The 23,574-nt window shown below is 39.5% G+C and carries 26 protein-coding genes; 19 read left to right on the forward strand and 7 right to left on the reverse strand.

All coding sequences use genetic code 11. The features are described from left to right. Positions 1 to 61 precede the first annotated feature (61 nt). Genes HYS07_01065 through HYS07_01075 form a run of 3 tightly spaced genes read left to right on the forward strand, consistent with a single transcriptional unit; the run spans position 62 to position 2,468 of the window. Positions 62 to 223 (forward strand): hypothetical protein, encoded by a 162-nt coding sequence (locus HYS07_01065; protein ID MBI1869764.1) that lies wholly within the window; start codon positions 62 to 64, stop codon positions 221 to 223. Continuing rightward, positions 220 to 1,284, forward strand: a complete 1,065-nt coding sequence (gene holA, locus HYS07_01070) for a DNA polymerase III subunit delta (protein MBI1869765.1) — start codon at positions 220 to 222, stop codon at positions 1,282 to 1,284. The genes HYS07_01065 and holA overlap by 4 nt, the downstream gene beginning before the upstream one ends. 2 nt (positions 1,285 to 1,286) lie before the next feature. Then, complete coding sequence (locus tag HYS07_01075) at positions 1,287 to 2,468, forward strand: O-antigen ligase family protein (GenBank protein MBI1869766.1); 1,182 nt, start codon at positions 1,287 to 1,289, stop codon at positions 2,466 to 2,468. Here HYS07_01075 and pgsA read toward each other — a convergent pair. After that, positions 2,404 to 2,976, reverse strand: coding sequence for a CDP-diacylglycerol--glycerol-3-phosphate 3-phosphatidyltransferase (pgsA, locus tag HYS07_01080; GenBank protein ID MBI1869767.1), 573 nt, complete (start codon positions 2,974 to 2,976; stop codon positions 2,404 to 2,406). The two genes, HYS07_01075 and pgsA, sit on opposite strands and share 65 nt — an antisense overlap. Before the next feature lie 265 nt (positions 2,977 to 3,241). On the opposite strand from pgsA, the gene HYS07_01085 reads away from it, so the two are divergent. From HYS07_01085 to HYS07_01110, 6 genes are all read left to right on the forward strand, one after another. After that, positions 3,242 to 3,712 carry a hypothetical protein gene (locus HYS07_01085; GenBank protein MBI1869768.1) on the forward strand — a complete coding sequence of 157 codons (471 nt, stop codon included), beginning with the start codon at positions 3,242 to 3,244 and terminating at the stop codon, positions 3,710 to 3,712. Between the two features lie 13 nt (positions 3,713 to 3,725). Then, entirely contained in the window at positions 3,726 to 4,826 is a 1,101-nt protein-coding gene (locus HYS07_01090; GenBank protein MBI1869769.1) for a threonylcarbamoyl-AMP synthase, read from the forward strand. Positions 4,827 to 4,946: 120 nt separating this feature from the next. Next, positions 4,947 to 6,200 (forward strand): serine hydroxymethyltransferase, encoded by a 1,254-nt coding sequence (locus HYS07_01095; GenBank protein MBI1869770.1) that lies wholly within the window; start codon positions 4,947 to 4,949, stop codon positions 6,198 to 6,200. A 131-nt stretch (positions 6,201 to 6,331) separates the two neighbouring features. Next, positions 6,332 to 6,784, forward strand: coding sequence for a transcriptional repressor NrdR (nrdR, locus tag HYS07_01100; GenBank protein ID MBI1869771.1), 453 nt, complete (start codon positions 6,332 to 6,334; stop codon positions 6,782 to 6,784). A gap of 58 nt (positions 6,785 to 6,842) precedes the next feature. After that, positions 6,843 to 7,442 (forward strand): hypothetical protein, encoded by a 600-nt coding sequence (locus HYS07_01105; protein MBI1869772.1) that lies wholly within the window; start codon positions 6,843 to 6,845, stop codon positions 7,440 to 7,442. Beyond that, on the forward strand, positions 7,430 to 8,206 hold the full coding sequence (locus tag HYS07_01110; GenBank protein ID MBI1869773.1) for a nucleotidyl transferase AbiEii/AbiGii toxin family protein: 777 nt from the start codon (positions 7,430 to 7,432) through the stop codon (positions 8,204 to 8,206). Before HYS07_01105 ends, HYS07_01110 begins: the two co-directional genes overlap by 13 nt. 55 nt (positions 8,207 to 8,261) lie before the next feature. On the opposite strand, the gene HYS07_01115 is transcribed toward HYS07_01110, so the two are convergent. Beyond that, positions 8,262 to 9,803: a SurA N-terminal domain-containing protein gene (locus HYS07_01115; GenBank protein MBI1869774.1), complete on the reverse strand. Its 1,542-nt coding sequence runs from the start codon at positions 9,801 to 9,803 to the stop codon at positions 8,262 to 8,264. Between the two features lie 309 nt (positions 9,804 to 10,112). Between HYS07_01115 and HYS07_01120 the strand changes: the two genes are divergently transcribed. Next, positions 10,113 to 10,523, forward strand: a complete 411-nt coding sequence (locus HYS07_01120) for an NYN domain-containing protein (protein MBI1869775.1) — start codon at positions 10,113 to 10,115, stop codon at positions 10,521 to 10,523. Here HYS07_01120 and HYS07_01125 read toward each other — a convergent pair. Next, on the reverse strand, positions 10,520 to 11,689 hold the full coding sequence (locus tag HYS07_01125; protein MBI1869776.1) for an ATP-binding protein: 1,170 nt from the start codon (positions 11,687 to 11,689) through the stop codon (positions 10,520 to 10,522). The two genes, HYS07_01120 and HYS07_01125, sit on opposite strands and share 4 nt — an antisense overlap. Before the next feature lie 232 nt (positions 11,690 to 11,921). On the opposite strand from HYS07_01125, the gene HYS07_01130 reads away from it, so the two are divergent. From HYS07_01130 to HYS07_01165, 8 genes are all read left to right on the forward strand, one after another. Next, positions 11,922 to 12,089, forward strand: a complete 168-nt coding sequence (locus HYS07_01130) for a hypothetical protein (protein ID MBI1869777.1) — start codon at positions 11,922 to 11,924, stop codon at positions 12,087 to 12,089. Then, complete coding sequence (locus tag HYS07_01135) at positions 12,086 to 13,774, forward strand: tetratricopeptide repeat protein (GenBank protein MBI1869778.1); 1,689 nt, start codon at positions 12,086 to 12,088, stop codon at positions 13,772 to 13,774. The genes HYS07_01130 and HYS07_01135 overlap by 4 nt, the downstream gene beginning before the upstream one ends. Positions 13,775 to 13,815: 41 nt before the next feature. Next, positions 13,816 to 14,661, forward strand: coding sequence for a DNA repair protein RadC (gene radC / locus HYS07_01140; GenBank protein MBI1869779.1), 846 nt, complete (start codon positions 13,816 to 13,818; stop codon positions 14,659 to 14,661). Between the two features lie 358 nt (positions 14,662 to 15,019). After that, positions 15,020 to 16,210 carry an NYN domain-containing protein gene (locus tag HYS07_01145; protein MBI1869780.1) on the forward strand — a complete coding sequence of 397 codons (1,191 nt, stop codon included), beginning with the start codon at positions 15,020 to 15,022 and terminating at the stop codon, positions 16,208 to 16,210. Continuing rightward, complete coding sequence (locus tag HYS07_01150) at positions 16,207 to 16,590, forward strand: c-type cytochrome (GenBank protein ID MBI1869781.1); 384 nt, start codon at positions 16,207 to 16,209, stop codon at positions 16,588 to 16,590. Before HYS07_01145 ends, HYS07_01150 begins: the two co-directional genes overlap by 4 nt. A 281-nt stretch (positions 16,591 to 16,871) precedes the next feature. Then, entirely contained in the window at positions 16,872 to 18,014 is a 1,143-nt protein-coding gene (locus tag HYS07_01155; GenBank protein ID MBI1869782.1) for a PAS domain S-box protein, read from the forward strand. A gap of 252 nt (positions 18,015 to 18,266) precedes the next feature. Further along, a complete protein-coding gene (locus HYS07_01160) occupies positions 18,267 to 19,643 on the forward strand; it encodes a sigma-54-dependent Fis family transcriptional regulator (protein MBI1869783.1) in 1,377 nt (458 codons plus the stop codon). A gap of 178 nt (positions 19,644 to 19,821) precedes the next feature. Continuing rightward, a complete protein-coding gene (locus HYS07_01165; GenBank protein ID MBI1869784.1) occupies positions 19,822 to 20,052 on the forward strand; it encodes an Lrp/AsnC ligand binding domain-containing protein in 231 nt (76 codons plus the stop codon). On the opposite strand, the gene HYS07_01170 is transcribed toward HYS07_01165, so the two are convergent. Together HYS07_01170 and HYS07_01175 are read right to left on the reverse strand one after the other, a co-directional pair. Further along, positions 20,049 to 20,507, reverse strand: a complete 459-nt coding sequence (locus HYS07_01170) for a biopolymer transporter ExbD (protein MBI1869785.1) — start codon at positions 20,505 to 20,507, stop codon at positions 20,049 to 20,051. The genes HYS07_01165 and HYS07_01170 overlap by 4 nt on opposite strands. After that, positions 20,497 to 21,213, reverse strand: a complete 717-nt coding sequence (locus tag HYS07_01175; GenBank protein ID MBI1869786.1) for a MotA/TolQ/ExbB proton channel family protein — start codon at positions 21,211 to 21,213, stop codon at positions 20,497 to 20,499. The genes HYS07_01170 and HYS07_01175 overlap by 11 nt, the downstream gene beginning before the upstream one ends. A gap of 181 nt (positions 21,214 to 21,394) precedes the next feature. On the opposite strand from HYS07_01175, the gene HYS07_01180 reads away from it, so the two are divergent. Further along, complete coding sequence (locus HYS07_01180; protein ID MBI1869787.1) at positions 21,395 to 21,694, forward strand: hypothetical protein; 300 nt, start codon at positions 21,395 to 21,397, stop codon at positions 21,692 to 21,694. 292 nt (positions 21,695 to 21,986) lie between these two features. Here HYS07_01180 and HYS07_01185 read toward each other — a convergent pair whose 3' ends face one another. Both HYS07_01185 and HYS07_01190 read right to left on the reverse strand, forming a co-directional pair. Continuing rightward, a complete protein-coding gene (locus HYS07_01185; GenBank protein ID MBI1869788.1) occupies positions 21,987 to 22,457 on the reverse strand; it encodes a hypothetical protein in 471 nt (156 codons plus the stop codon). Positions 22,458 to 22,846: 389 nt separating this feature from the next. Further along, a complete protein-coding gene (locus HYS07_01190; protein ID MBI1869789.1) occupies positions 22,847 to 23,572 on the reverse strand; it encodes an HAD family phosphatase in 726 nt (241 codons plus the stop codon). Positions 23,573 to 23,574 lie beyond the last annotated feature (2 nt).

The following is a 23,574-nucleotide window of genomic DNA, read 5'->3' on the forward strand; positions in this document are numbered from 1 at the left end:
TTGATCCCTATGAACAAATCAAATATATTGCCGGAATCAAAAAACATCTTTGAGGTTGAGCATGAAATCCATTCAAGGGCGACAAAATAAGATCATTTCAACCGTTTCTTGGCCCCATCGCCATGCTCAAAAAGCCTTAACGACAAAGATGAAAAAACCTTTAGGGAGAAAATATACTTCAATTCTTCAACAAGGCAAGCAAAAATTAAAAAATCTTTCATGACTCCTCAAAAAAAGAAACGAAGCTCAATTTTATTTCTGTTAGGTTCAGATGAGTTTCTGCTTGAAAAAAGGGCTGTTCAATTGCTTGAGATTGAAACCCTTCGTCTCACCAATCCCTCAGTAGAAATTTTTGAAAGTGCAGAATCTATCTTAGAGGAAGTGATCGAGAGTTGTCTCACCCCCCCTCTTTTCACAAAAGAAAAATACATTTGGGTCAGAAACTTAAAAGTTCTTGAGAAGGCCCATGCTCAGGATGAGGTAAAATTTCTATCATTTCTTAAACAAGAAATGCCTTCTCAAAACACTTTAGTTTTAACTCACACCAAGGTGGATCAGAGGAGAAAAATTATTTTAGAGTTAAAGAAGGTCGCCCAGGTTGAAGTGATAGAAACACAGGAACAAGGTGTTCGAGAGCAAGTTCAAGGGATGCTTAAGGCCTCTCAAAAGAGAATGGCCCCTCAAGTCTATGATCTTTTTGTCGAGTGGACGGGTCATGATCCACTGGCTTCTAGAGCCGAACTGGAAAAGGTGATCACTTATGTCGGGCCTTCAAGAGAGGTGATTGAGGAAGACGATCTTTGGGCGGTCGTTTCTTCAAACAAAGAAGAACCGTTTTTTAAATTTGTTGATGAACTTTTAACAAGAAAAATAGATGCCCCCCTTAAAGTTCTTCATCAATTGATGCGACAGGAGGAAAGCGGTATTGGACTGGTGACCCATTTTATCAATAGCTTAAGGATGCTGATTCAAGTTCGATCTTTAATTGAAGAAGGCTATTGGAAGGAAGGGAGTACCCTATCCTATTATGATAAGCAGAAAATTCAACAATGGGTGAACGGACTTCCTCCAGAAGTAAGCGGTGCCTTTCCTAAGGAGTCCAATCTTCTTCGCCAACACCCTTATCGCCTCTATCTTTTATTGCAGCAAAGTTCAAATTTTACGATTTCTGAACTCAAAAGCCTTTTTTTAAGTGCGTGTCAGGCTTATTGGGAATTGGTCAATTCAAAACCGGTTGAAAAGGTGTTAGAAAAATTAGTTTTTAAAACGGTGAATGGAACTTAGAAATGGAAGCTTCTAAAAATCTCCTCATTAAAATGGAATGGGCACTGAATGCGTGCTTACTCGCTATTCCCATCGCCTTAACATTCTCACGTGCTTTAATTGAAATCTTGTTTATCCTAGTTATCTTGGGCAGAGTTTTGATTGCCTATCTTAAAGAGGAGAAACTTTTTAGACGACATTCCCTTTTTGGGCCTCTTCTTTCTTTTGCTTGCGTCGGAATTCTTTCTTTAATTCACTGCGAATTTCTAATGAAGGGTTTCAAAGAATGGGTTAATTTGGCAGAGTACCTTCTCATCACTTGCATTGCTTTTGAACAATTTTCCAGGGAAAAGCGGCTGATGTTTTTGTTGGTTCAAATTATTTTTTGGTCTTCTTTTGTGATTGCGCTGGATGGGCTTGTTCAATTTTATTTAGGGCATGATTTAATTCGAATGAAAGAGCCTCAAGTTTTTCAAAATGTTTTTCGATTGACGGCCTCATTCAATCATCCGAATAGCCTGGGAATCTATCTGGCGATGGTGATCCCAATTGTTTTGGCTGCATGTACTGAAAAATTTAAATGGATATATGTTGTTCTTTTAGGACTCCTCTTAGGAGTCCTGATTCTTACTTATTCTCGAGGGTCATGGCTGGCTCTGGCAATGGCCTGGATTCTTTATGCGCTGATTAAGGATAAAAGGCTTCTCATTCCGATGGTGATTTTAGGAATTGTTTTGATTTATTTTCTCCCCGAAGTCCTTCTTCAAAGAATGAAAGATGTTTTTAATTTTAAAAATGTAACAACCCAAATGAGGTGGACGACCTGGCATGAGGCCTTCAATCTTTATTTAAAGAAACCCTGGATGGGGTATGGATTAAAAAGCTTTTCTTTGGTTCTTAAGAAAGGATATGTGCATAATTGCTTTTTACAAATTCTTGTTGAAATGGGTGTGGCAGGATTCATTTCTTTCATTTGGATTTTAGCTGTTTTCTTTAAGAAAACTTTATCATCAAAGAACCCAAATTACGTTGTTGGCATAGGGTGTTCAGTTGTGGCTTTTACCCTCCATGCAGCCACCGACACAGATCTTTATTCGATTCCTATCGCAACCTTTTTTTGGTTTTTGCTAGGAGTAGGTATTAGCTCAAACCGAGAAAATATTTCTGATTTTTCCAAAGATAGTTCCCCATCGAAAAAATGGTAAAAAAAGTTACAAGAATCAGCAAAAAAATAAGAGTTCCCTGTGCAAAAATTCTAAAAAATCCCTCCAACGGACTATGAATGAGTTCCAAAAATCTGAGATATCCTAGATGAAAGAGCAAGAGATATTGAAAAAGGGCCTTTCTTTTTCCAAAAATGTCAACATGGAGATTAACCTTTTCCTGAGCCGTCAAGGTTCTTAAATCTGTCATCGCAAATTCCCTAATCAAAATAAGAATAATAAACCAAGCCGGGATTTGATGTACTTCCATAAAATATAGGAGAAGCGTAATTACAAAAATTTTATCCGCTAAGGGATCCAGAAATTGGCCAAAGCGCGTGACCGTTCCATAACGGCGGGCGAGATATCCATCAAAATAATCTGTGAAACCAATCAGGATAGATAAGATATAGCCGCTTAGAAAAGAGGCCCAGTGGTTTTGAAAGACAAGGAAAAAAGCAAGCGGCATCAAGAGAATTCTTAAAACAGTTAATTTGTTGGGGAGGTTCATGTTGCCTGTCTCCGGTTACCCTCGACTTATTCTCAATTGTTAATTCAAAATTCAAAAGTCAAAATTCAAAATGACAGATTAAAATCTAAAGTTTTTAATGCTATTGCAAGCGAGACATTTTGAGTTTTACATTGTCATTTTGATTTTTGATGTTTGATTTTTGGATTTTCACAGTTTATTTGATTATAGAAGGATCATTCGCTATAATGCAATCATGAACTGATGTCCTATTTACATTAACAATTTAAAGTGAGGAGAAAAAGTTTTGGAAAGAAGAAGAAAATATTTTATTGATAAAACGATTCAGTTGTCTTTTTTAAAATTTGTTCTCATTCTGCTTCTTGTGGTCTGTGGAGGATTCAGTTTTTTCCTTCTTCGAGTGAATAATTACCTCACAGAGTATATTGTCACAAGCTTAGAACAACCTTCAATGGGCTCTATCCCCATCAAGCTCGAACCGGCTCTTCCACAATTTAAAGCTAACCTCTATCAAAAGGATTTTCAATTCCTGGTTGAAATTTATTCGGCAGTCCTTCTCTTAGGATTAATGGTTTCTTTTTTAACCCTTCGTTTTACTCATCGTTTAGCCGGCCCTGTCTTTAGAATGAAAACGGTTTTAGATCGTGTTATTCAGGGGGATTATTCACCTCGTATCCATTTAAGAAAGAAAGACCACTTAAAAGAGCTTGCCGAAAAGTTAAATATCTTACTTGAGACCCTGGATAAAAAGGGATAGATATCCCCTCCTTATGACAAAACATCTTGAAATTGATCGTTTGAATCCAGATCAAGCCCTCTTAGATCATGCAGCAGAAGTTCTTCGTGCAGGAGCTTTGGTCGCGATCCCTACCGATACTGTTTACGGATTAGGGGTTAATATTCTGCTGCCCTTGTCTGTGGAGAAGGTGTATGAAGTTAAACAGCGTTCTAAGGAGAAATCTTTACCGATTTTATTGGCCAGAATGGAGCAGTTAGATGAGCATATCTCTAACCTTGATTTAAAGGTGAGAAAACTCATTCAGTGTTTTTGGCCAGGGCCCTTAACGCTCATTTTGTTATGTGATCGGGGTCCTCTTAAAGGGCGCAAAGTAGGATTTAGAGTTCCAGATGATAAAATTGCGACCGAAATCATTGCAAGAGCTCAAGTCCCTATCGGTTGTCCCAGTGCTAATTTAAGTGGGGGACTAGGAGCAAGAACTGCCCAGGAGGTTTTGAATGATTTAGGGGGGAAAATCGATCTTCTGATTGATGGAGGACCTACAAGGATTGGTAAGGGATCTACCATGATTGAGGTTGATGCCAATAAAGGAATTAAATTTCATCGTCGAGGTTTTATTTCTGAGGAACTCATTGACACCTGTCTTAACCGTCCGTCCTTGGAAAAGGGGGAAATTAAAAAGGTTCTTTTTGTTTGTACAGGAAATAGTTGTAGAAGTGTGATAGCCGAATGGCTTTTTAGGCACTTTGTGAGTGGAGTGAAAGAGGTCACCACCCTTTCTGCAGGAACCACTGCTTTTCCAGGGATTCGCCCTTCTGAAAATACCGTTCTTGTGATGAAGGAAAATGAAGTGGATGTTTCCAAACATCTTTCTCAATCCTTAACTCCGGAACTGATTGAGGGTGTCGATCTTGTCATTGCAATGACACGGGCCCATCAGCGTTTTATTCTTGAAATTTCCTCGAACCCTGCGGTAGATTCAAAGAAAGTTCATCTTTTAATGGAATTTGCAAGCCGGTGGGATTTCTTTGGGGTGGATGTAGAAGATCCCATTGGGCAACCGCTTTGGGCTTATCGAAATTGTTTGGAGATGATGAGAGATCCCATTAAAAAAATAATTGAGTTGTTATGAAAAATCAAATTAAAAATTGACAATTGAAAATTGATCATGAAGGTAAAATAAATAAATTCCTAAATTATCAATTATCAATTGTCAATTCTCAATTGAATTCTTATGGAGACTCTACCCAACATGAGCCATCTTCAAACAGTTGATCCTGAAATTTTTAAGGCGATTCAAAATGAAACGCTTCGGCAGTCCCAAGGGCTTGAGTTGATTGCCTCAGAAAATTTTGTCAGTGAGGCCGTTCTTGAGGCTTTGGGATCGGTTATGACCAATAAATATGCGGAAGGGTACCCGGAAAAACGCTGGTACAGTGGCTGTGAATTTGTCGATCGTGCTGAACAATTGGCAATTGATCGAGCCAAAAAAATTTTTGGGGCAGAACATGTTAATGTTCAACCTCATTCGGGTTCCCAAGCGAACATGGCTGTTTATTTCAGTCAATTGCAGGTAGGGGATACCATTCTCGCCATGGATCTTGCTCATGGCGGGCACTTGACTCATGGACATAAAGTCAACTTTTCAGGGCAGTTTTTTAACATTGTTTCTTATGGGGTCAATCGTGAAACAGAAATGCTGGACTATGATTTAATACGCAGTCTCGCCCTTCAGCATAAACCAAAGTTGATTTTAGGAGGCGCTAGCGCTTATCCTCGGATCATTGATGCTCAAAAATTCCGTGCGATTGCTGATGAAATAGGGGCGCATCTCATGATTGATATGGCGCATTTTGCAGGACTGGTTGCCGCAGGGCTTCACCCGAATCCTGTTCCTTATTCACATTTTGTTACGACCACGACTCATAAGACCCTTCGAGGCCCTCGGGGCGGTATGATTCTTTGTAAAAACGAATTTGCTAAAGAAATAGATGCTCAAATTTTTCCTGGAATTCAAGGCGGACCTCTCATGCATGTGATTGCAGCAAAGGCGGTCGCATTTCGGGAAGCCCTCTCAGAGGATTTTAAGGAATATCAAAGTCGAATTATTGCCAATGCAAAGGCCTTGGCGGATGCCTTGGCCCAAAAAGGCTTGCGCATTGTTTCTGGCGGGACGGACAATCATTTGATGCTGGTGGATCTTTCCTCATTAAAAATTACTGGAAAAGATGCGGCAAGCGCTCTAGACAAGGCAGGGATTACCGTTAACAAGAATTTAATTCCTTTTGATAAAGAAAGTCCATTTAAAGCCAGTGGAATTCGCATTGGGACTCCAGCCATTACGACCCGTGGAATGAATGTAAAAGAAATGCCGATGGTCGCCGAACTCATTGTAGAAGTTTTAAAACATCCAGATGATTCTAAAACCCATCAAGTTGTTCGTAAAAAAGTTTTGGATTTGTGCCATGCCTTTCCCCTTTATCAGGAGCGAATTGTCCAACCATGAAAATCCAAAAATCAAATATTAAAAATCAAAATGACAATGTAAAACTTAAAATGTCTCTTTTGCAGTGGCGTTAGAAATTTTGGATTTAAATATGTCATTTTGCATTTTGATTTTTGAATTTTAAATTAATTATGAAATGTCCCTTTTGTGCCCATCTTGAAGATCGAGTTGTTGATTCTAGAGAATCAGGAGAGGGCTTCTCCATTCGGCGTCGACGAGAATGCCTTTCCTGCCAACGACGGTTTACCACTTATGAAAAGATTGAGGAAATTCCGCTCAAGGTGATTAAAAAGGATGACACGCGTGAGGATTATGACCGTCGGAAAATTTTAAGTGGCATGCTTAAGGCTTGCGAAAAACGTCCCATCAGTGTTGAACAAATTGAAGGCATGGTGGATGAAATTGAGCGAGCGATTGAGAAAGGACATGAACAGGAAGTAAGCTCGAAAGAGATTGGCGAGCTCGTGATGGAAAAACTTCATCATATTGATGAAGTAGCCTATGTTCGCTTTGCATCCGTTTACAGGCAATTCAAAGATGTCAATGAATTTATGGAAGTGATTAAGAAACTGTTGAAGGGATAAAAATCATAAAACATAAAAAACTATTGCATTTCATTTTATTATTAATAATAATAAGATTATGAAATACAACGACCTTCGTTCCCTGATGAGAACCCCTCTTTTTTCAATTCACGATATTGAGTTATCAACGAAAAAACTTTTTGATTATCAATTAAGCCTTTGGGTCAAAAAGGGCTATTTAATCAAGCTTAAGAATGGAAGTTACGCGTTCAGTCAGGACAGGGATAGGATCAAAGGTGAATGGATTTCATTTTTTCTCTATCAACCCAGTTATATTAGCCTGGAAAAGGCACTTTTTCATTATGGTTTTATCCCTGAAATGGTGTATGCATTTACAGCTGTAACAACCAAGACGAACAGGATCTTTCAAAATCCATTGGGACATTTCATTTACCGACATATAAGGCCGTCGTTATTTTGGGGATATCAACCGATCGTTCAGGAGGATTTTCAATATTTGATTGCAGAGCCGGAAAAGGCTGTACTTGATTATCTGTATTTGAATCTCAATAGAATTAAAACTCAGCAAGATTTTGACCATCTTCGATGGAACTACGAAGGGCTTAGAGAAATCTTAAATCCCAAAAAGTTTCAACAGTATACCCGAGCATTTAATCTGAAAAAAATGGAGCGATACGCAAAAAAATGCTTACCCTAAACCAAATGAATCAATATTTCCCTGAACCGGTGGTAAGACGAAACCCGAAGGGGACGCTCGTCGAATACTTACAGTACGAAATATTAGATTCGCTTTTCAAAAATAAGGAAGCCTCTAAGCTAGGTTTTATAGGAGGTACGGCGATTCGGATTCTTCACCAAAGCCCTCGTTTTTCTGAGGATTTAGACTTTGATAATTTTGCTTTGAGTTACCGTAACTTTGAGGTCTTGTTGGGGAAAACATGTAAGGATATGAAGTTAAAGGGCTTCCTGATTGAATATAAGATGGTTCAACGTGGAGCTTACCATTGTTATATCCGTTTTCCGTCCATTTTGTATGAAACGGGCATTTCAAGCAATCAAGAGGAAAAGATTCTGATCAGGATTGATACAGAACTCAAAAAAAAACACTATCAACAATCGACCTTCGTGTTGAACGGCTTTTCTATTTATAGAAAGATTATGGTAGCGCCGCCTTCCATTTTATTGGCGCAAAAGATGATAACCGTTCTACAAAGGAAACGAGAAAAAGGACGAGACCTATTTGATGTTTCATTTTTGTGTGGGATTGCAAAGCCAGACTTCAGTTATGTTGGGAAACTTTTATCATTGAAAAAGGATAAATTCTTGAACCTTTTTCGGGATAGAATCGATCAGCTGGATCTCAATTTCTTGGCAAAGGATGTAGAGCCTTTTTTATTTTACCCTCAGCAGAAAGAACGAATATTGACGTTCAAAGAATATTTCGGTCAACTGGATCTGTAAAAAACAGTCGAGAAATCTCGATGCGAAGCTGATTAACGCAGGTGATGGGACTTCGTTACTTTCCCGTATCGTAGAATTTACATTGCTCGGTTAGGGACTGATAATACCCGTATAAAACCTTTTGCTTTTTACGTGCGAGGATTCTCGCCTTATAGGCCGTCTTCAATTTTTCGAATTCTTCTGGAGCGGGAGCGAGGCTCTCTTTTACAATAAAAAGGGCATACCCATTTTGAGTCCCTTGAGGCTCGGATGCCTGATTCACAGCACGTGTCCAGGCCGCTTTTTTAATCAAGTTAAAAGGATCAGAAGATAGCTCTGATTCTGAACGAGTAAACGGAGCTAGTTTTAAAACTTTTTCTTTTTGGCTTTTGCAGGCTTCCTCAAAAGAGAGTTTTTGATCGGTCATGATTTCTTTTACATTCTTTTCCAAAGACAAAATTGCTTGATGAGCCTCTTCTTTGGCTTTATCCGAAAGCACCAGACTTCGAACCTTATCCTTCGCCTTCTCGAAGATGGGGATGTAAGAAGCCTTCTCTTGAAAAGGGACAATCACATAATAAATTCCATTGATTAAAACAGGTTTGAGGGGTGTTTTGAGCTCGTTTTGAAAAATATTTTGTAGGGTTTGCGGTTGATTTTTCCAGAGGGTGGCAGGCTCTTTTTCAGTGAAATAGCCCGTTTTTTCAAGGAGAATATTAAATTTTTGAGCAACGCTCTTGAAAGATTTTTTGTGAATTAACTTTTGGTAGATTTTACGGGCTTTCTTTTTACCCAGGGCCTCGATTTGTGTTCGTTTGAGCGTTTTCTCAATTTCTCCAGAAACTTCATTTAAAGATTTTTTAAAAGAATCTTCATGCTGATGGTAATAGCTTTCAATTTCTTCTTGAGATATCTTTACTTGGGATTCTAAGTCTTTAAGGGGGATAGAGACATAACGAACTTGGCGTTGAGTTTCTATCCGGAAGACTTCTTGGTTTTTGTCAAAGAAATCTTTTAATTCGGAATCAGTCGCTGTCACTTTAGGGGTGAATCTTTCGGAGGGGATCTCACAATATAGAACTTCTCGTTTTTCTCGGTCATAAAAAAATGCTTCTTGAATTTCCTCATCACTGACTTGAACCAATTCTGTTAAAGCATCTTGAAATTTTTGGATGACCAAGGCTTCTCGATAAGATTTTTCAAAATCAAAAACAGACAAATGCAACCCCTGTTTTAGGATGTTTTCGTAAGTAACAAGATCAAAGGGTTTTCCATCCATTCCAAATTTTTTTTGAATGGCTTCAGAAAGTTCAGCATCTGTGATGATCAGCCCTCCCTCTTGAGCTTTTTTTAGAAAAATAAGTCGTTGCCATGTCAAAGGGGTTAGCGTGCGTTCATCCGGTGGTCGCCCTTGCTCGAGGGAAAGAATGGCAGATACGTTTGTTTTAGCTTTTAAAAAATTGGATAATCTAATTTTGTCTCCGGAAATAACTGCGAGGATCGGATCTTCTTTTTTTACAAAGGCGCTCTCGATTCCAAAGAAAATGAAGGGAGGAACAATCAAAATTAAAAGGATAAGTAGGATGAGTTTTCTATTTTTTCTAAGTTGATCGAGCATTTGAACTTTCCTTAAAAAGGGTCACCGGTTACCTGTCTTCAGTGACCGGTCGCCTGTCTTCGGTAAAAACAATACTTCCATGACCCGAGCCTGGAGACAGGTGACGGGTGACTATTTTTAGAAACATATGTATCATTTCTTTTTGGATACGGCTAGAAAAATCAGTCCATGGTCCACGGTCTACAGTCCATAGAAATAAATACTTCCATTAAGTCTGTCGATCGTTGACTGTCGACTGTGGACTCTTTTCATCCTTAGTGGACGAAAGTTTGTAGGGACAACAATGAAAAACAGTTGTACGCTATTTGTATGACTGTCATCATTGATGTCCACAACATGCTTCACGAAGTGAGGCTTTATCAAAAGCTTAGTCTTAAGCATTATGAGGAAGCTCTTCAGAAAATGATTCATGACCTGGTTCAATACCGGGATTGGACAGGGGATCATCTTGTTCTGGTTTTTGATGGGACCCTCCGAGAGGATCTTAAGAGGTATGGGGTTGAGATGATTTTCAGTGGTTTCGAGAAAAGCGCAGATGCCTGTATTGAAGCTTGGGTTGCAAAAGCTTCTTCGAAATCCAATATTCTCGTTGTAACTCAAGATCATGGGATTCAGAATCTAGTAACCGCTTTAGGAGCTCGCTTTATTTCCCCTTCCCAATTCAAAAGGTCCATGGACTTTGAAATTGAAAACCACAAGCCCAAGCGTTTCAAATTTTAAGGTAACAGGGAAAAGAGGCGGTCCGCTCCCACGATATAAAGGCCTTTTCCTTTCTGGATGTAAATATTCCTTTTGTTGACGACCTGAATGGCAAGATCTGATTGTACTTTTTCTTGAAAATAGGGAAGACTTTTTGATAGAGATGTTTCATTTTCCTTTGCCTCTATCAAAAGGACGACCTTGTTTTTATTTGTGATTGCGAAATCTATTTCTTGCCCTTCTTTTGTTCGAATATAATGCAGTTGAAAGTTCCCTTTGCCTTTTTCGTTCCAGCATGAGATAGCGCGTTGAAGTTGGACGGCGACAAAGTTCTCGAACTTAGCGCCAACCTTGTCAGCCATTCCCCAGTCCCAAAAATAGTATTTCTCTTCTCTGAGTATGCTTCGAGATAAACGGGCGGTCCATGGTTTGATGGAAAAAATGAGATAGACCCTTTTCATGGCCTCAAGCCAGGAACGAATAGACCCATGAGCCACTTCCAGAGGGGTGACCAGGGAATTGAGGGATAAAGGTGCCCCAATTCTTTCAGGCAAAAGATAAAGCAGAGTTTCAAGTTTTTGAATTTGCGTGATTTTTGTTAAATCACGTAAATCTTCATGAAGGATGAGAGAGATATGCTGATCTCGCCAGCGTGTATAGAATTCTTCCGTACCCACAGAGAGAGGTTCAGGATAGCCCGTTAAATGAATCAGGTGATCCAGCGCTTCTCCAAAATCTCGATTTGCCTCTGGGAAAATGGGGGAGGCGTCTTTGGGCGTCCATTCAGGATTGGGAGAGGATCTTGGGTTTGAAACGATTTCTCGAACGCCCAAGGGAAGCATTTTGAAAAGGAAATATCGTCCAACCAGGCTATCCCCCGATCGTCTAAAAAGATCCAGTCTGGCGCTACCCGTCACAATAAACTGGGTTTTTTCATGCCATTCGTCATAATATCCCTTTAATAGATTCTTCCATTTTGGGTATTTATGTATTTCATCGAAGGCAACCCACGATTGATTGTGATCACTGGGAATATCTTCTATAAAAAAGAGGGGATTGGCGATATATTTTCTTTTAACCGTTGCCGTATCCCAGTTATAGTAAAGATGATCTTGGCCCTCTTCTTTCAAAAATCGTTGAACAGCGGTTGTTTTTCCAATTTGTCGAGGTCCGGCGATGAAAGACATTCTCCCGTGCAAGAAATCTTTTGAAAGGGCCCAAGTCAGTACATTTCTGGGATAAAAAGTTGTCATAAGTGATCATGACTAGTTTACATTCAACTTTAAAATAGTCAAGACTAATTTTTAGTTGACTAAAAATTAGTCTTTAACTCGACGCAACCTTTCCCATGACTGTTACATTACCCAATAGATTAAATTTTAATTGCAATGAGTTCTTTTTTTCTACATAATCTGCCATATGAATGTTAAGAGATACGATCGATGGATATTGGCTATTTTCCTTTTAGGGCTCGGGCTAGGGTGTGTAGGTTGCTCAACACCAGAAGGGGGTTCTTCTCTTCCCTGGGCTCAACCTGAACCCTGGGAAGGAACTCCGGTTGGAATCCCGATGAGTAATCAACAATGAAAAATATGATCAAGAGATTTCTGGTTGTTTTTACAATCTTAGGATGGTTCTTTGATTTAGGTCTTACCTCAGGCCTCGCTCGTTGGCGGGATCAAGGACAATCAGAAAAATATTTTAAAATATGGGAAGAAAAATCCGAATGGGAACCGTTTGCGATTGAAGGATATGCCTTACTTCTTCAGCAAAATTATCAAGGGGCTCAAGAAAAACTTCAAAAAGCGATTGCACGTGGATGCTCGCTCGGAAAAATCTATTTTCAATTAGGTTTGTGTTTTGACAAATTAAATCAGCCCCAAGAGGCCATTCAAAATTACAAGCGGGCCTTAGAAATTTTTCCAACGGCTACTCTCAAGAAAAGTGAACAGAATATTGAAGAGTACACTTTTCTCACTCACCATAACTTAGGGGTCGTTTACCTTGAACAGAGTCGTGATTCTGACGCGGTTCAAGAGTTTGAAAAAGCGGCTCAATTAAAACCTGAAGATGCTTCGACACAGGTTAATCTCGGGATTCTCTATTCTAAAAATGACATGTTCGAAAAAGCCATTGATGCTTATGGGAAAGCGCTTAAATATGACACTCAATCAGCTCTGGCCCATTACAACTTAAGTGTTCTCTTAAGAAAAATGGGTGAGAAAGAAGAGGCTCAAAAACATTTAGAAAGTGCGATGAGTATTGATCCTTCTTTGGAAAAACCTTTAGGTAAAGCGACAGAATCAACGGAGATTAAAAACCCCTTCGCCTTAACCCAGGAAGAAGTTTTGGAAATTAAAAAAAATGCCAGTAGTGCAGATGACTTAATCGCTTTAGGAAATCTTTATCTTGCTCGCTTGGAGTTTGAAAATGCCCTTTCTTCTTATGAAGAAGCCATTACAAAAGATCCCAAAAAGTTAGACGCTTATTTGGGAAAGGCACGGGTTCTCCTCAGGCTTGATCGATCTCTAGAGGCTGAAAAGGTTTTTTATCAGGCGCTTCTTCTTAATCCAAATCAGTGGGAAGCCCACATTCAATTAGGGAAAATTTATTACGATTTGGGTCGAATTCAAATGGCTTGCAAAGAATTTGAAAAGGCCAATAAGCTTAAAGAAAATCAGGTGGACACTTTATTTTTCCTTGGGGTAGTCAATGAATACCAAGGAGAGGAAAGATACGGAAAGGGGTTCCCTGTGGATCAAGCCAAACAATATTATGAAAAGGTTTTAGAGATGGATCCTAAGCATATGCAGGCTCGGACGAACTTGGCCAATGTTTATGCCCGTCTTGGTGATTGGGATCAGGCAAAAAAGGAATTTGAAAAGGCTTCTGAGGTGGCTTCTGATTCTGCTTATGCCCATTATAACTTGGGTTATATTTACGATGAATTAGGTTTAAGGAAACAATCGATTGCAGAGTATCTGAAGGCCGTGGAGCTTAATCCTAAGCTAACGGATGCTTACTTCAATCTTGGTTTTGTCTATGGCGAGCATAAACTCTTTAAGTATGCTGAGAAAGAATATCTCAAAGTGCTTGATCTCGATCGGAATTATGCAGATGCCTATTTTAATTTGGGTATTCTTTATGATCGTTATCTCAAGGATAAGGACAAAGCCCATACTTATTATCACGAGTATGCTTTGAGAAGTCCCAATGCTCCGATGGATGAAAAGCGGGTGTTAAAGAGAAGAATCATTAAGCTTTATCCGTAACCTGATTGCTTATTCGTCCCACCACCTACTGTATGACCCCGGTGGATCCGATTCAGGGGTCAGCAGCAGGTGGTGGGATTATCCTGAGCGACTGTGTTCACATGAATTTAAAACCAACCACTGAATCTGATTTTTCCAATCTTGGAATTAGTTCTCTAGAAACAAAACCTTCGATTCTTTCCAAAAAGGAAGAGCTGCGTTCTGAAGTTCAAGATTTGCTTCCTCGTGAGAAATTAGAGCGAGATGGCCCTGAGCGCTTAAAAGATTACGAACTTCTTGCGATTCTTTTAAGAACAGGTTTACCCAAGAAAAATGTTTTGCAGGTGTCAAAAGAGATTTTACGGACCTATCCTCCTGAAGCCCTTTTGAATCTTAAAATGGAGCCCCTGAAGAAAATTCGGGGAATAGGCCTTTCCAAGGCGAGTACGCTCGTAGCGGCTTTTGAACTTGCTAAGCGGGCCTTCCATAAAGGATTAGGAACCTCTTATACGATTTTGAGATCGAAGGATATTCTTCCTTTGATCACTTCCATCCGTTCTTCACGTAAAGAGCATTTTATCGCTATTTTTTTAAATTCAAGAAAGCAGGTGATTCATCAAGAAACCATATCGATTGGAGTTTTGGATGGAAGTTTGGTGCATCCCCGTGAGGTCTTTCAACCTGCGATTCAGATTTCTGCAGCCTCGGTGATTTTCGCCCACAATCATCCTTCGGGAGATGTTTCTCCCAGTCGAGAGGATATTCTGATCACTCAGCGGCTTTGCCAGGCGGGGCTTCTTTTGGGAATTGATGTTCTGGATCATGTGATTATTTCAAAGGATGCTTTTTTAAGTCTTCGGGAGGATGATCCTTCAAACAGCATTGGTTTTTCACGTGAGGGATTTTAGGCTCGTGAACGAGAGATCATGAGGAGTTATGGCTAAGCCGATTAAAGAAATATATCCAACGCTTGAAAAATATGTTTCTAAGGATGCCTTTTCATGGATTCTTAAAGATGGTCTTTCGAAAACAGATTTAAACGCAATCGAAAATCAATGTCGAATTCAATATCTTGGAAGTCGTACAGGGGCTCAATCGATCGATGTTTTAGCTCGTGATGTTTCTCAAGAGTTCTTTAAAAATCCCAAAGCTCGAGAACTCATTGCCTATTATTTAAATGCCAGTACTCAAAATGAAGTTGCTGAAATAAGCCGCATGGCCATTCCTGATATTCTGATCAAGTTACGAGAGAACCAAAGTGTCATGATGGAAACAGGAAAGGTGGGAAGATATCTTTGGGCCCTTTTAATCGATGAACGGCCTGAGGCGTTAAATATTATTCCGATCTTTATTTTGAAGGTTCTTGAAACCATTCGCAAATTTACCAGTCTCTTACAGCAAATTCGTAAATCTGAAACTCCTTCACCTCTTCAGAATTTCAAAAAACCTCCGACTTTGGATCCGGCTTCTTCCAAATGGAAGGAGGAACTCAATCAGGCAAAAAGAGAGCGTTTAGATGCAAAGTTTGCTCTTGATAAATCAGAAGCCAAAAATACTCAGCTTGAAGATCGGTTACAGGAACTCCAAAATTTGTATAAAACCACACTGACCGAGGCTCAAGGGCTTAAGCATGAAAAAAATTCATTCCTTAAAAAAATAAAAGAATTAGAACATTCTGTCAGTGAAATTAAAACTGAACGTAAGGATAAGGAATCGCTGGAAAGTAGGTTGCATCAACTTGAGCGAGAAAATAAAATCCTGAAGTATGAGCTGGAGAAAAAAGATAAAACACTTGAAGAATTCTCAAAAATAAAAGATGAGCATGAAAAACTTCTTAAAAATAAGACGCTTCTTCAAAAAAGGATTGACGAGTCTGAAAAGTTGATTCTTTTCAAAACGGAAGAAATTGATAAAATCAGAGAGGAAATTAAAAAGGAAGCCTTGATTAAGAAAGAGGCTAGGAAAGTTCTTAAAAATCCTGTTCCCCGTGTTGGAATCTTTGTGGATGTTCAAAATATCTTTTATGCTTCTAAAGAGAGATACGAAAGAAAACTCGATTTTCAAAAACTTCTTTATCAAACTTTACAGGGTAGAAAATTAGTAAAAGCAATGGCGTATGTGGTTATTACCCCTGAAATTAATCAGAACAATTTTATGAACACGCTTGAAACCATGGGCTATGAAACCAAAACTAAAAATTTGAAAATTCGTCGCGATGGTTCAGCCAAAGGGGACTGGGATTTAGGGATTGCCATTGACACAATCTCTATGGCAGATAAATTAGATGTGGTGGTCTTGGTCAGTGGGGATGGGGATTTTGTTGATTTGGTCCGAATGCTTAAAGCAAAAAATATTCGTGTTGAAGTGGCTTCATTTCTCCATAACAGTTCTGCGGATCTGATTGACTCAGCTGATTTTCATTTTATCCTTGATGAAAAGATTCTCCTTACCTCATGAAGTTAAACCCGATTTTTCTAGGGGGGCTTTTTCTTGTTTTATGCCTTTTTATTGGATTTTCAGTTTTTTCAAGGAAAGAACAACCTGCTTATGGGAAATTGACTTTGCCAAAACTTGATTTAAAAACCCTCAATTTTCGAATTGAAGAAGGTCGGGCCCTTTTTCAGACCAAAGGTTGTGTGAACTGTCATACTTTTAAGGGAATTGGAAAGCCCGTTGCTGCTTCTCTTTCCATGTTAAGAAATTCTACAACCCCTGATTTTTCAAAGGCTTGGATTGAAAACCCACAAAAAATGAGACCTGGAGTTCGTATGGAAAAAATCAATATGACCCAAGAAGAACTTCTTTCCCTTCTTTATTATCTCTACGAGTCGAATTGACTCACTTTAACCTTGACAGAGCCATTCAGAGTTTTATAATAAATCTTATAGGATTTGATATGCGACAAAAAATCACATTAAGTGTCATAAAATATTTATTATAAGTAAGTTACATTTTAGGACAGCTTGAGGATCATTTATATTTAAAAATTAGCCTGACTTTCATCCCAAGGACAGCGATAGGAAATGAGAACCGAGACGCAAGAGCTTGAGCCATATTGGCCTGAAGAAAACGTAGGCATACACTGACAGGTGTCTGTCGAGGCTTTCTGAAGGCCAAGATGGCCAAGATCTTGCGTCGAATTCCGGATCGTGGGCATGTCGAGAATTATTTCCTTCAACTGGCCCAAGAAAAGGGTTTTCTCGAGAGTGTTTTTAACAGCATGCTAGAAGGGATTGTGGTGACGGATCGAAGGCAGGAAATTATTTTCATTAATCATGCTGCTCAGGAATTTTTAGGTGCACGGGATACCGAAATTCTACATGAAAATCTGCCAAAATATTTGGCATCCCTTGAACTTGATGAGCTTGCAAAATTGATTGAATTAGACTGGGGTAAGTTGATCCATCGAGATGTTCAAGTCATTCATCCTATCGCAAGAATGCTTCATTTAAATGTTTTTCCTCTGATCAGTTCAGAAAACGCCTTTTTAGGATTGGTTTTAATTTTGAATGATGTAACTAAGAAGAAAGAAGAGGAACTTGATCATTTAAGAAAGGAAAAGCTTCAGACGATCAGTCTTATGGCGGCTTGTATTGCTCATGAGATTGGAAATCCATTAAATGCGATTGATATTCATCTTCAACTTCTTGAGAGAAATTTAAAAAAGGAAAAGGCATCTCGGACCCAGCATCTCTTAGATTCTGTAAAAATTATTCGAACAGAAATCAATCGTTTGGATCATACGGTTCGATCGTTTCTTGGTGCTGCAAGGCCTATGAAGGTCAATCTTCAGGGATCAGACCTCTGGAAAATTTTGGAGGAAACCTTAGATGTGGTGAGGGAGGAACTTTCTGAGCGTAAAATCACCCTTAAAAAAAGTTTTGATTCTAAACTTCCCAAAATGATGGTAGATGAATTTCAAATCAAACAAGCCTTTTCAAATATTATTAAAAATGCGATTGAGGCGATGCCTCACGGGGGAATTCTTAAAATTGATCTTTCGTTCGAGAATCATCATGCGAAAATCTCTTTTGAGGATAATGGGGAGGGGATTCCCATGGAGAGTCTTCCCAAGATTTTCGAGCCTTATTTTACGACGAAGGCCAGTGGTTCTGGATTAGGACTGATGATTTCCTATCGCATTGTTAAAGAGCATGGAGGGAAGATAGAGGTCACCAGTCAGCCTGGAGTTGGGGCGACATTTACCGTTACCCTCCCTTTAGGACTTAGGCGTAAGATGCAGCTCTTGACAGAGGGATAGAAAAACAGGTGATGGGTTAAGAAAACAAGGGTTTATTTTAAAAATCAAATATCAAAAATCAAAATTGCGGTAGAGATTTATGAAAAACTTCTGAAATGAATAAGTCTTTGAATTTTAATTTATGAGCTTAGCTTGTGAGTTGTACATATTCAAATTAGATATATTCTTCTAAATTGCAGAATCATTTTAGATTTTAGTTTGTCATTTTGGTTTTTGCATTTTGGTTTTTGATATTTTGAATTAAGGTAGGTTATGATTCCAAAAATTTTAATTGTCGATGATGAAATAAATACCCGTGAGGGCCTTGCCCGGGCTCTCGGCCCCGTGGGTTATGAGGTTTATCTTGCCGCGAATGGAGAAGAGGCGCTTAAAATTTTAAGAGAAACCTCCATGGATCTTATGCTGACAGATCTTCGCATGAGTGGGATGGGCGGGCTTCAACTTTTAGATGAAGCACATCAATTGGATGCTAATCTTAAGATTATTGTTTTTACAGCTTATGGATCTATTGAGACTGCTGTTCAAGCGATGCGTCGGGGCGCTTATGATTATTTGTCTAAGCCTGTCAATTTAGATGCACTCGAAATCATTTTATCGAGAACCCTTCAGGCAAAAAGGATGGAAAGCGAAAACCAGCTTCTACGGGAGCAATTAAATAAAAAATTTGGATTTGAAAACATTATTGGCGAAAGTCAAAAAATGAAGGAAATTTATGAGTTGATTCAACAGGTGGCTCCTACCAAAGCAACGGTGCTGATTCAAGGGGAAAGTGGAACAGGAAAAGAGCTCATCGCCCATGCCCTCCATCATTTAAGTCCTCGAAAAGATAAGCCACTCGTCGCTCTTCACTGTGCGGCCTTGTCTGAAAGTCTTCTAGAAAGCGAGCTTTTTGGACATGAGAAGGGCGCCTTTACAGGGGCCCTGGAACGCCACATTGGACGTTTTGAAAAGGCAGACGGAGGAACTATTTTTTTAGATGAAATTTCAGAGGTAAGTCCAAGGATTCAGGTCAAACTCCTCAGGGTTCTTCAAGAGATGGCTTTTGAAAGGGTGGGCGGAAATCAAACGCTTCATGTGGATGTTCGTGCCATTTCCGCGACGAATACCCATCTTAAAACAAAGGTGAAAGAAGGAAGTTTTAGAGAGGATCTCTATTATCGTCTCCATGTGGTTTTTATTCAAGTCCCGCCTTTACGGGAAAGGAAAGAGGATGTTCCTCTTTTAGTTCAGAATTTTTTAAAACAGGCATCCGCAGAAAATAATAAAATCATTCATTCTATTTCGCCCAAGGCGATGGAGGCATTGACGGATTATGAATGGCCTGGGAATGTGAGAGAGTTGAAAAATGCCATTCAAAGCATGGTCGTTCTTGCAAAGAAACCAGAGCTCGGTGCATCGGATTTACCTCCCGCCATTCGTGAAATGACGAAAAGTCAAACTTCCTTTTTGAATCCAGGGGTTCCGATAAGAGAGGCAGAAAAAAATCTCATTCTTCAAACCTTGAATTCTACTAACTTTAATAAAACCAAAGCTGCTCAGCTCTTGGGCATCAGTCGAAGGACCCTCCACCGAAAAATTCTGGAGTATAGTGGGCCCCAAAAACTGGACAACAATGATGCCCTCAACTAGGATGGGCATAAGGAGGGATCCAGAATGGGGAATTCTAATTGTCGTCAGTGGGGAATTATAGTTGTCGCTGAGCACTAGCCCACAGATTCTATTGAAGAGGCTAAAAAAATAACTTAAAATAATTCAAATCTTTGAGCTTTAAACTTTGAACTTTGAACTGTTTTAAAAAGGAGGTCTTATGGTCAGTGCCTATATTTTTATTGAAACGGATCACGGGAAAGCACGATTAGTCAATGACGCCATTCGTAAGCTCCCTTTTGTCAAAAGGTCTCATCCGGTGACAGGTCCGTATGATTTGATTGCCTTTGTAGAAGTCTTAGATTTAGCGGTGTTAGGAGAAGATGTCGTAACTAAAATTCAGTCTATTCCGGGGGTGGTCAAGAGCTTGACAAATATTGTGGTAGATTAAGGGCCCTGGGAAGTTTTTTCAAGGTGGGGTTCTGTCACCATTCCTATTTTGGAAATTCCTGCCTGATGGACTTGATCCATCATTTCAGCGACGAATCCGTAAGAAAGCTCTCGATCTGCTTTTAAATACAAGGTCTTGTCTTCTCTCGTTTTAAAAATATTTTTAAGATTTTGAGTTAAATCTTTGGGTAAAACAGATTTCTCATTTAAAAAAATCGTTTGCCCCTTGGTCAGGGTTAGAATCATTCGCTCTTCCATTTCAAGAGGTTTTAAACTTTTTGAGGTTTTAGGAAGATGGACATCAATGCCCTGGTAAATCATCGGGGCGGTTAGCATAAAGATGAGAAGCAAAACCAATACGATATCGACCAAGGGGATCACATTGATTTCGCATAAGGAACTCCCGAGTTTTTGATAGGAAGAAGGACCCTCGGCTGTTTCTAATTTAAAGGACATCGACAAGTTCCTGGTTTTGGATAGAGGATTGACTTAAACGATTCATGATTTCTAAAATTAAATTTTCCATCTCAGAGGACCATTGTCTTACACGATTGACAAAAAAATTATAAGCCATAACCGCTGGAATGGCAGCGCCTAGCCCCGCAGCCGTGGAGACCAGGGCTTCAGAAATTCCAGGAGCCACGACAGCCAGACTTGCGGACCCTTCAGCACCAATTCCCCGAAAGGACTCGATAATCCCCCATACGGTTCCAAAAAGGCCAATGAAAGGGGCGATGCTTGCAGTGGTTGCAAGGACTGGAAGATGGTTCTCCATTTTTCCAATTTCCCTTGAGGCGGCTTGGCGCATCGACCGATGGCAGGCTTCAAGTAGGAATTTTCCCTGTCCCTGAGAGAGAGCGGCGCTATTTTGCTTTTCAGAAGATAGAACCTTCGCTGTTGCTAACCCAATTTGGGCCAGGGGACTTTCAGAATGCAAATTTGAGATCGCATGAATTTTAGAATGAACGGTTTCTCTTTCAAAGGCCTTTAAAAATTTTTTAGAGGATTTTTTAATTTGGTAAAGTTGCCATGCTTTTTCAAATACAATCGCCCAACAAACAATTGAAAATATTCCCAGAATGAGAAAAATAAATTTGGCAACGGGCGCTGCACTTAAAATAATATCAAGAATATTGGATCTGAGTAGATGACTTGGATTCACTTGAAAACCCCTCCTTCAAAAGGATTATTCAACAATATAATGTTCGGGGTGTCAAGAAACTATGAAAATGCATAGTCAACGGTCCACAATCCATAGAAAAAATGCTTCCTTGAATCTATCACCTATTTTAGTTATAATAAACCTTGGTAGGTGTAAGGGATTGGAAAGGAGGTGAAATCAGATGATGGAGATTATCTTTTTGGGTCTTGCGGCCATGAGCGCTCCCTTGTTTGCAAAGTACGCTGGCTTCGAGCATAAGAAAATGGCATTTGATCTGGTTGGTGTATCCGGGCTTTTCTTCATTTTGGGGTCTGCTTTTACTTTTGTTTTCTCAAAAGTGGAGATGTTTAGCCTGCTAGGTCATTATGGCATGCTTCTCAGTTATTTTGCTGGATTAGCCGGCATGATCGTAGGTGCTTTGTGGGCGGGCCTTGATCTCTTGTTTGAAGTGCTCATGCATACGCGGTCTATTCATCATTAATATAGCCGATAGAAGAAGGGGTGGAAAGGAAGAGAAAACGCCAACTTCTTTAAGGAAAAAGAGATAGGGAGCATAATTTTGTTAAAACTCTCAAGCAGCGATAGAGAGACTTCGTTTAAGTCTGGCAGATTTGATTTTGGATACAGTTATTCTGGAGCAAGTTAGGGGATATGGCCAAGTATAAAATATATGCAAAGCATTTGAATTACGTAAGTTAAGTTTCATATTCTGTAATTGCTTTTGACATATAAAAACCACACTCGTTTACGGAAAACTTTCTAAAGAAAAAGCACTAACTAGGGCTAACCTCTGTTTCTTCCTCTTCTTCCTCTTCTAGGACGATCTCAGACTCAGAATTATTAGGATCAAATGAATTGTTCAAATTTGTATTAGAAACTGCAGGAGAGGTGCTTGAACCATTGGAGCTAGCGATCCAGTTTCCATTCTGAGATTCTGTAATTCTTATGATGGCTCCCCTTTCATATGTTTGTACATTTTGATTTCCTTCAGAGGTCCAAATACTCAGACTGAGTTTTCCCTCGAGTACTTTAATGACGGTTCCCGCTTCTAATAGAGGAGCATTCTCTCCTGTTTTTAAAACAAGACGAGGACCCTTCGGATATATAATTTCTATTAATCCGATAAAATAAGTAATTTCTGGTGGTTTGGATGCTTTGCGCTCAACAGCTGTAGGTGCTGGTGCTTTTTGGACTGCAACAAGGACAAGAGCTAAAACTAAGAGAACGGACGCAACAACCTTCATAAGATTTCCCCCCTTGCGTTAAGTGATTGAAAAACATTTTATGAAAATAGACCAAAAAATTACAGAATGGCTGGACGGATGTTCCTAGCCCGCATTTCTCATCAGATTTCGTCGCGAGAGCGCCACGTCCGCCTTGGATGTGAGGAAGACGACCGAGGCCATGTGAGGCATACTTTACAGTATGTTGAGCGTGGCCGACCGAGTCTGACGAAGCAGACGAGGCGGAATTGGCGCTCGCAGCAGAAATGTGATGAGAAATGCGGGCTAGTTGAAAGACAATCTACACGATATGACTCTATGCTGTCAAGTAGTGTAAAAGATCCCAAATCCAGCGATAGAAAAATAGAGTAGGGAAGCAGAAATTTTAACAAGGTTGTGTAGGGAGTTTTTTATTTTTCGGGTTTAAAAAGGGCTTTGATTTTTCTTAAAGAAAAATCTTTAAAACGGGTGAAGACAAGATCAGCCTCCTTCAGTTGAGTCCGAGTGTAGGTATGAGCCAAGGCAACACACTTCATCGACGCCTGATGAGCTCCCTTGATCCCTGCAATGGAATCTTCAATCACGAGACATTCCTGGGGTAGAATTTTTCGGCGTCGATTTAATCTTTGAAGGGCTTTCAAGTAACTCTCAGGGTTCGGTTTACTCTTTGGAGTATCTTCCGCTGAAATAATGACTTGAAAATGTGAAAGTAAATTTGCGCGTTTTAAAATCCATCGGATCTCGTTTCCCAATGCTGCAGAGGCTATGGCCAAGGGATAGAGTTTGGATAATCGATGGACCCACTTCTTGACTCCTGGGAAAAGAACCCTATGCTTCTTCTCAATAAAGGTTTCGTAATAAGTCGCTTTTCTTTGAATGAGCTCCTGAATTTTAAGAGAGGCCCTTGAACAGTTTTCTTTTTCTAATATTTTTTCGAAACAATTTTTATCGTCAAAGGCGAGATAATTTTTATAATAATCCTTAGTTGTTAAACGAATTCCTTCCTCTTTCAAAACCTTTTGCAACATTTTAAGATGAATAGGTTCATCATTAATGATCACACCGTTAAAGTCAAAGATGATGGCCTTCAATATAAAACGTGGTGAGTGGTGAGTAGTGAGTGGTGAGTCATGCATGA

Source organism: Chlamydiota bacterium (assembly GCA_016178055.1).
Classification (GTDB): domain Bacteria; phylum Auribacterota; class JACPWU01; order JACPWU01; family JACPWU01; genus JACOUC01.

Coding starts and splice junctions, on each gene's coding strand:
- HYS07_01065 (MBI1869764.1), top strand. CDS start 62: ATGAAATCCATTCAAGGGCGACAAAATAAGATCATTTCAACCGTTTCT.
- holA (MBI1869765.1), top strand. CDS start 220: ATGACTCCTCAAAAAAAGAAACGAAGCTCAATTTTATTTCTGTTAGGT.
- HYS07_01075 (MBI1869766.1), top strand. CDS start 1,287: ATGGAAGCTTCTAAAAATCTCCTCATTAAAATGGAATGGGCACTGAAT.
- pgsA (MBI1869767.1), bottom strand. CDS start 2,976: ATGAACCTCCCCAACAAATTAACTGTTTTAAGAATTCTCTTGATGCCG.
- HYS07_01090 (MBI1869769.1), top strand. CDS start 3,726: ATGACAAAACATCTTGAAATTGATCGTTTGAATCCAGATCAAGCCCTC.
- HYS07_01095 (MBI1869770.1), top strand. CDS start 4,947: ATGAGCCATCTTCAAACAGTTGATCCTGAAATTTTTAAGGCGATTCAA.
- nrdR (MBI1869771.1), top strand. CDS start 6,332: ATGAAATGTCCCTTTTGTGCCCATCTTGAAGATCGAGTTGTTGATTCT.
- HYS07_01105 (MBI1869772.1), top strand. CDS start 6,843: ATGAAATACAACGACCTTCGTTCCCTGATGAGAACCCCTCTTTTTTCA.
- HYS07_01110 (MBI1869773.1), top strand. CDS start 7,430: ATGCTTACCCTAAACCAAATGAATCAATATTTCCCTGAACCGGTGGTA.
- HYS07_01115 (MBI1869774.1), bottom strand. CDS start 9,803: ATGCTCGATCAACTTAGAAAAAATAGAAAACTCATCCTACTTATCCTT.
- HYS07_01120 (MBI1869775.1), top strand. CDS start 10,113: ATGACTGTCATCATTGATGTCCACAACATGCTTCACGAAGTGAGGCTT.
- HYS07_01125 (MBI1869776.1), bottom strand. CDS start 11,689: ATGTCTTTCATCGCCGGACCTCGACAAATTGGAAAAACAACCGCTGTT.
- HYS07_01130 (MBI1869777.1), top strand. CDS start 11,922: ATGAATGTTAAGAGATACGATCGATGGATATTGGCTATTTTCCTTTTA.
- HYS07_01135 (MBI1869778.1), top strand. CDS start 12,086: ATGAAAAATATGATCAAGAGATTTCTGGTTGTTTTTACAATCTTAGGA.
- HYS07_01145 (MBI1869780.1), top strand. CDS start 15,020: ATGGAAACAGGAAAGGTGGGAAGATATCTTTGGGCCCTTTTAATCGAT.
- HYS07_01150 (MBI1869781.1), top strand. CDS start 16,207: ATGAAGTTAAACCCGATTTTTCTAGGGGGGCTTTTTCTTGTTTTATGC.
- HYS07_01155 (MBI1869782.1), top strand. CDS start 16,872: ATGGCCAAGATCTTGCGTCGAATTCCGGATCGTGGGCATGTCGAGAAT.
- HYS07_01160 (MBI1869783.1), top strand. CDS start 18,267: ATGATTCCAAAAATTTTAATTGTCGATGATGAAATAAATACCCGTGAG.
- HYS07_01165 (MBI1869784.1), top strand. CDS start 19,822: ATGGTCAGTGCCTATATTTTTATTGAAACGGATCACGGGAAAGCACGA.
- HYS07_01170 (MBI1869785.1), bottom strand. CDS start 20,507: ATGTCCTTTAAATTAGAAACAGCCGAGGGTCCTTCTTCCTATCAAAAA.
- HYS07_01180 (MBI1869787.1), top strand. CDS start 21,395: ATGATGGAGATTATCTTTTTGGGTCTTGCGGCCATGAGCGCTCCCTTG.
- HYS07_01185 (MBI1869788.1), bottom strand. CDS start 22,457: ATGAAGGTTGTTGCGTCCGTTCTCTTAGTTTTAGCTCTTGTCCTTGTT.
- HYS07_01190 (MBI1869789.1), bottom strand. CDS start 23,572: ATGCATGACTCACCACTCACTACTCACCACTCACCACGTTTTATATTG.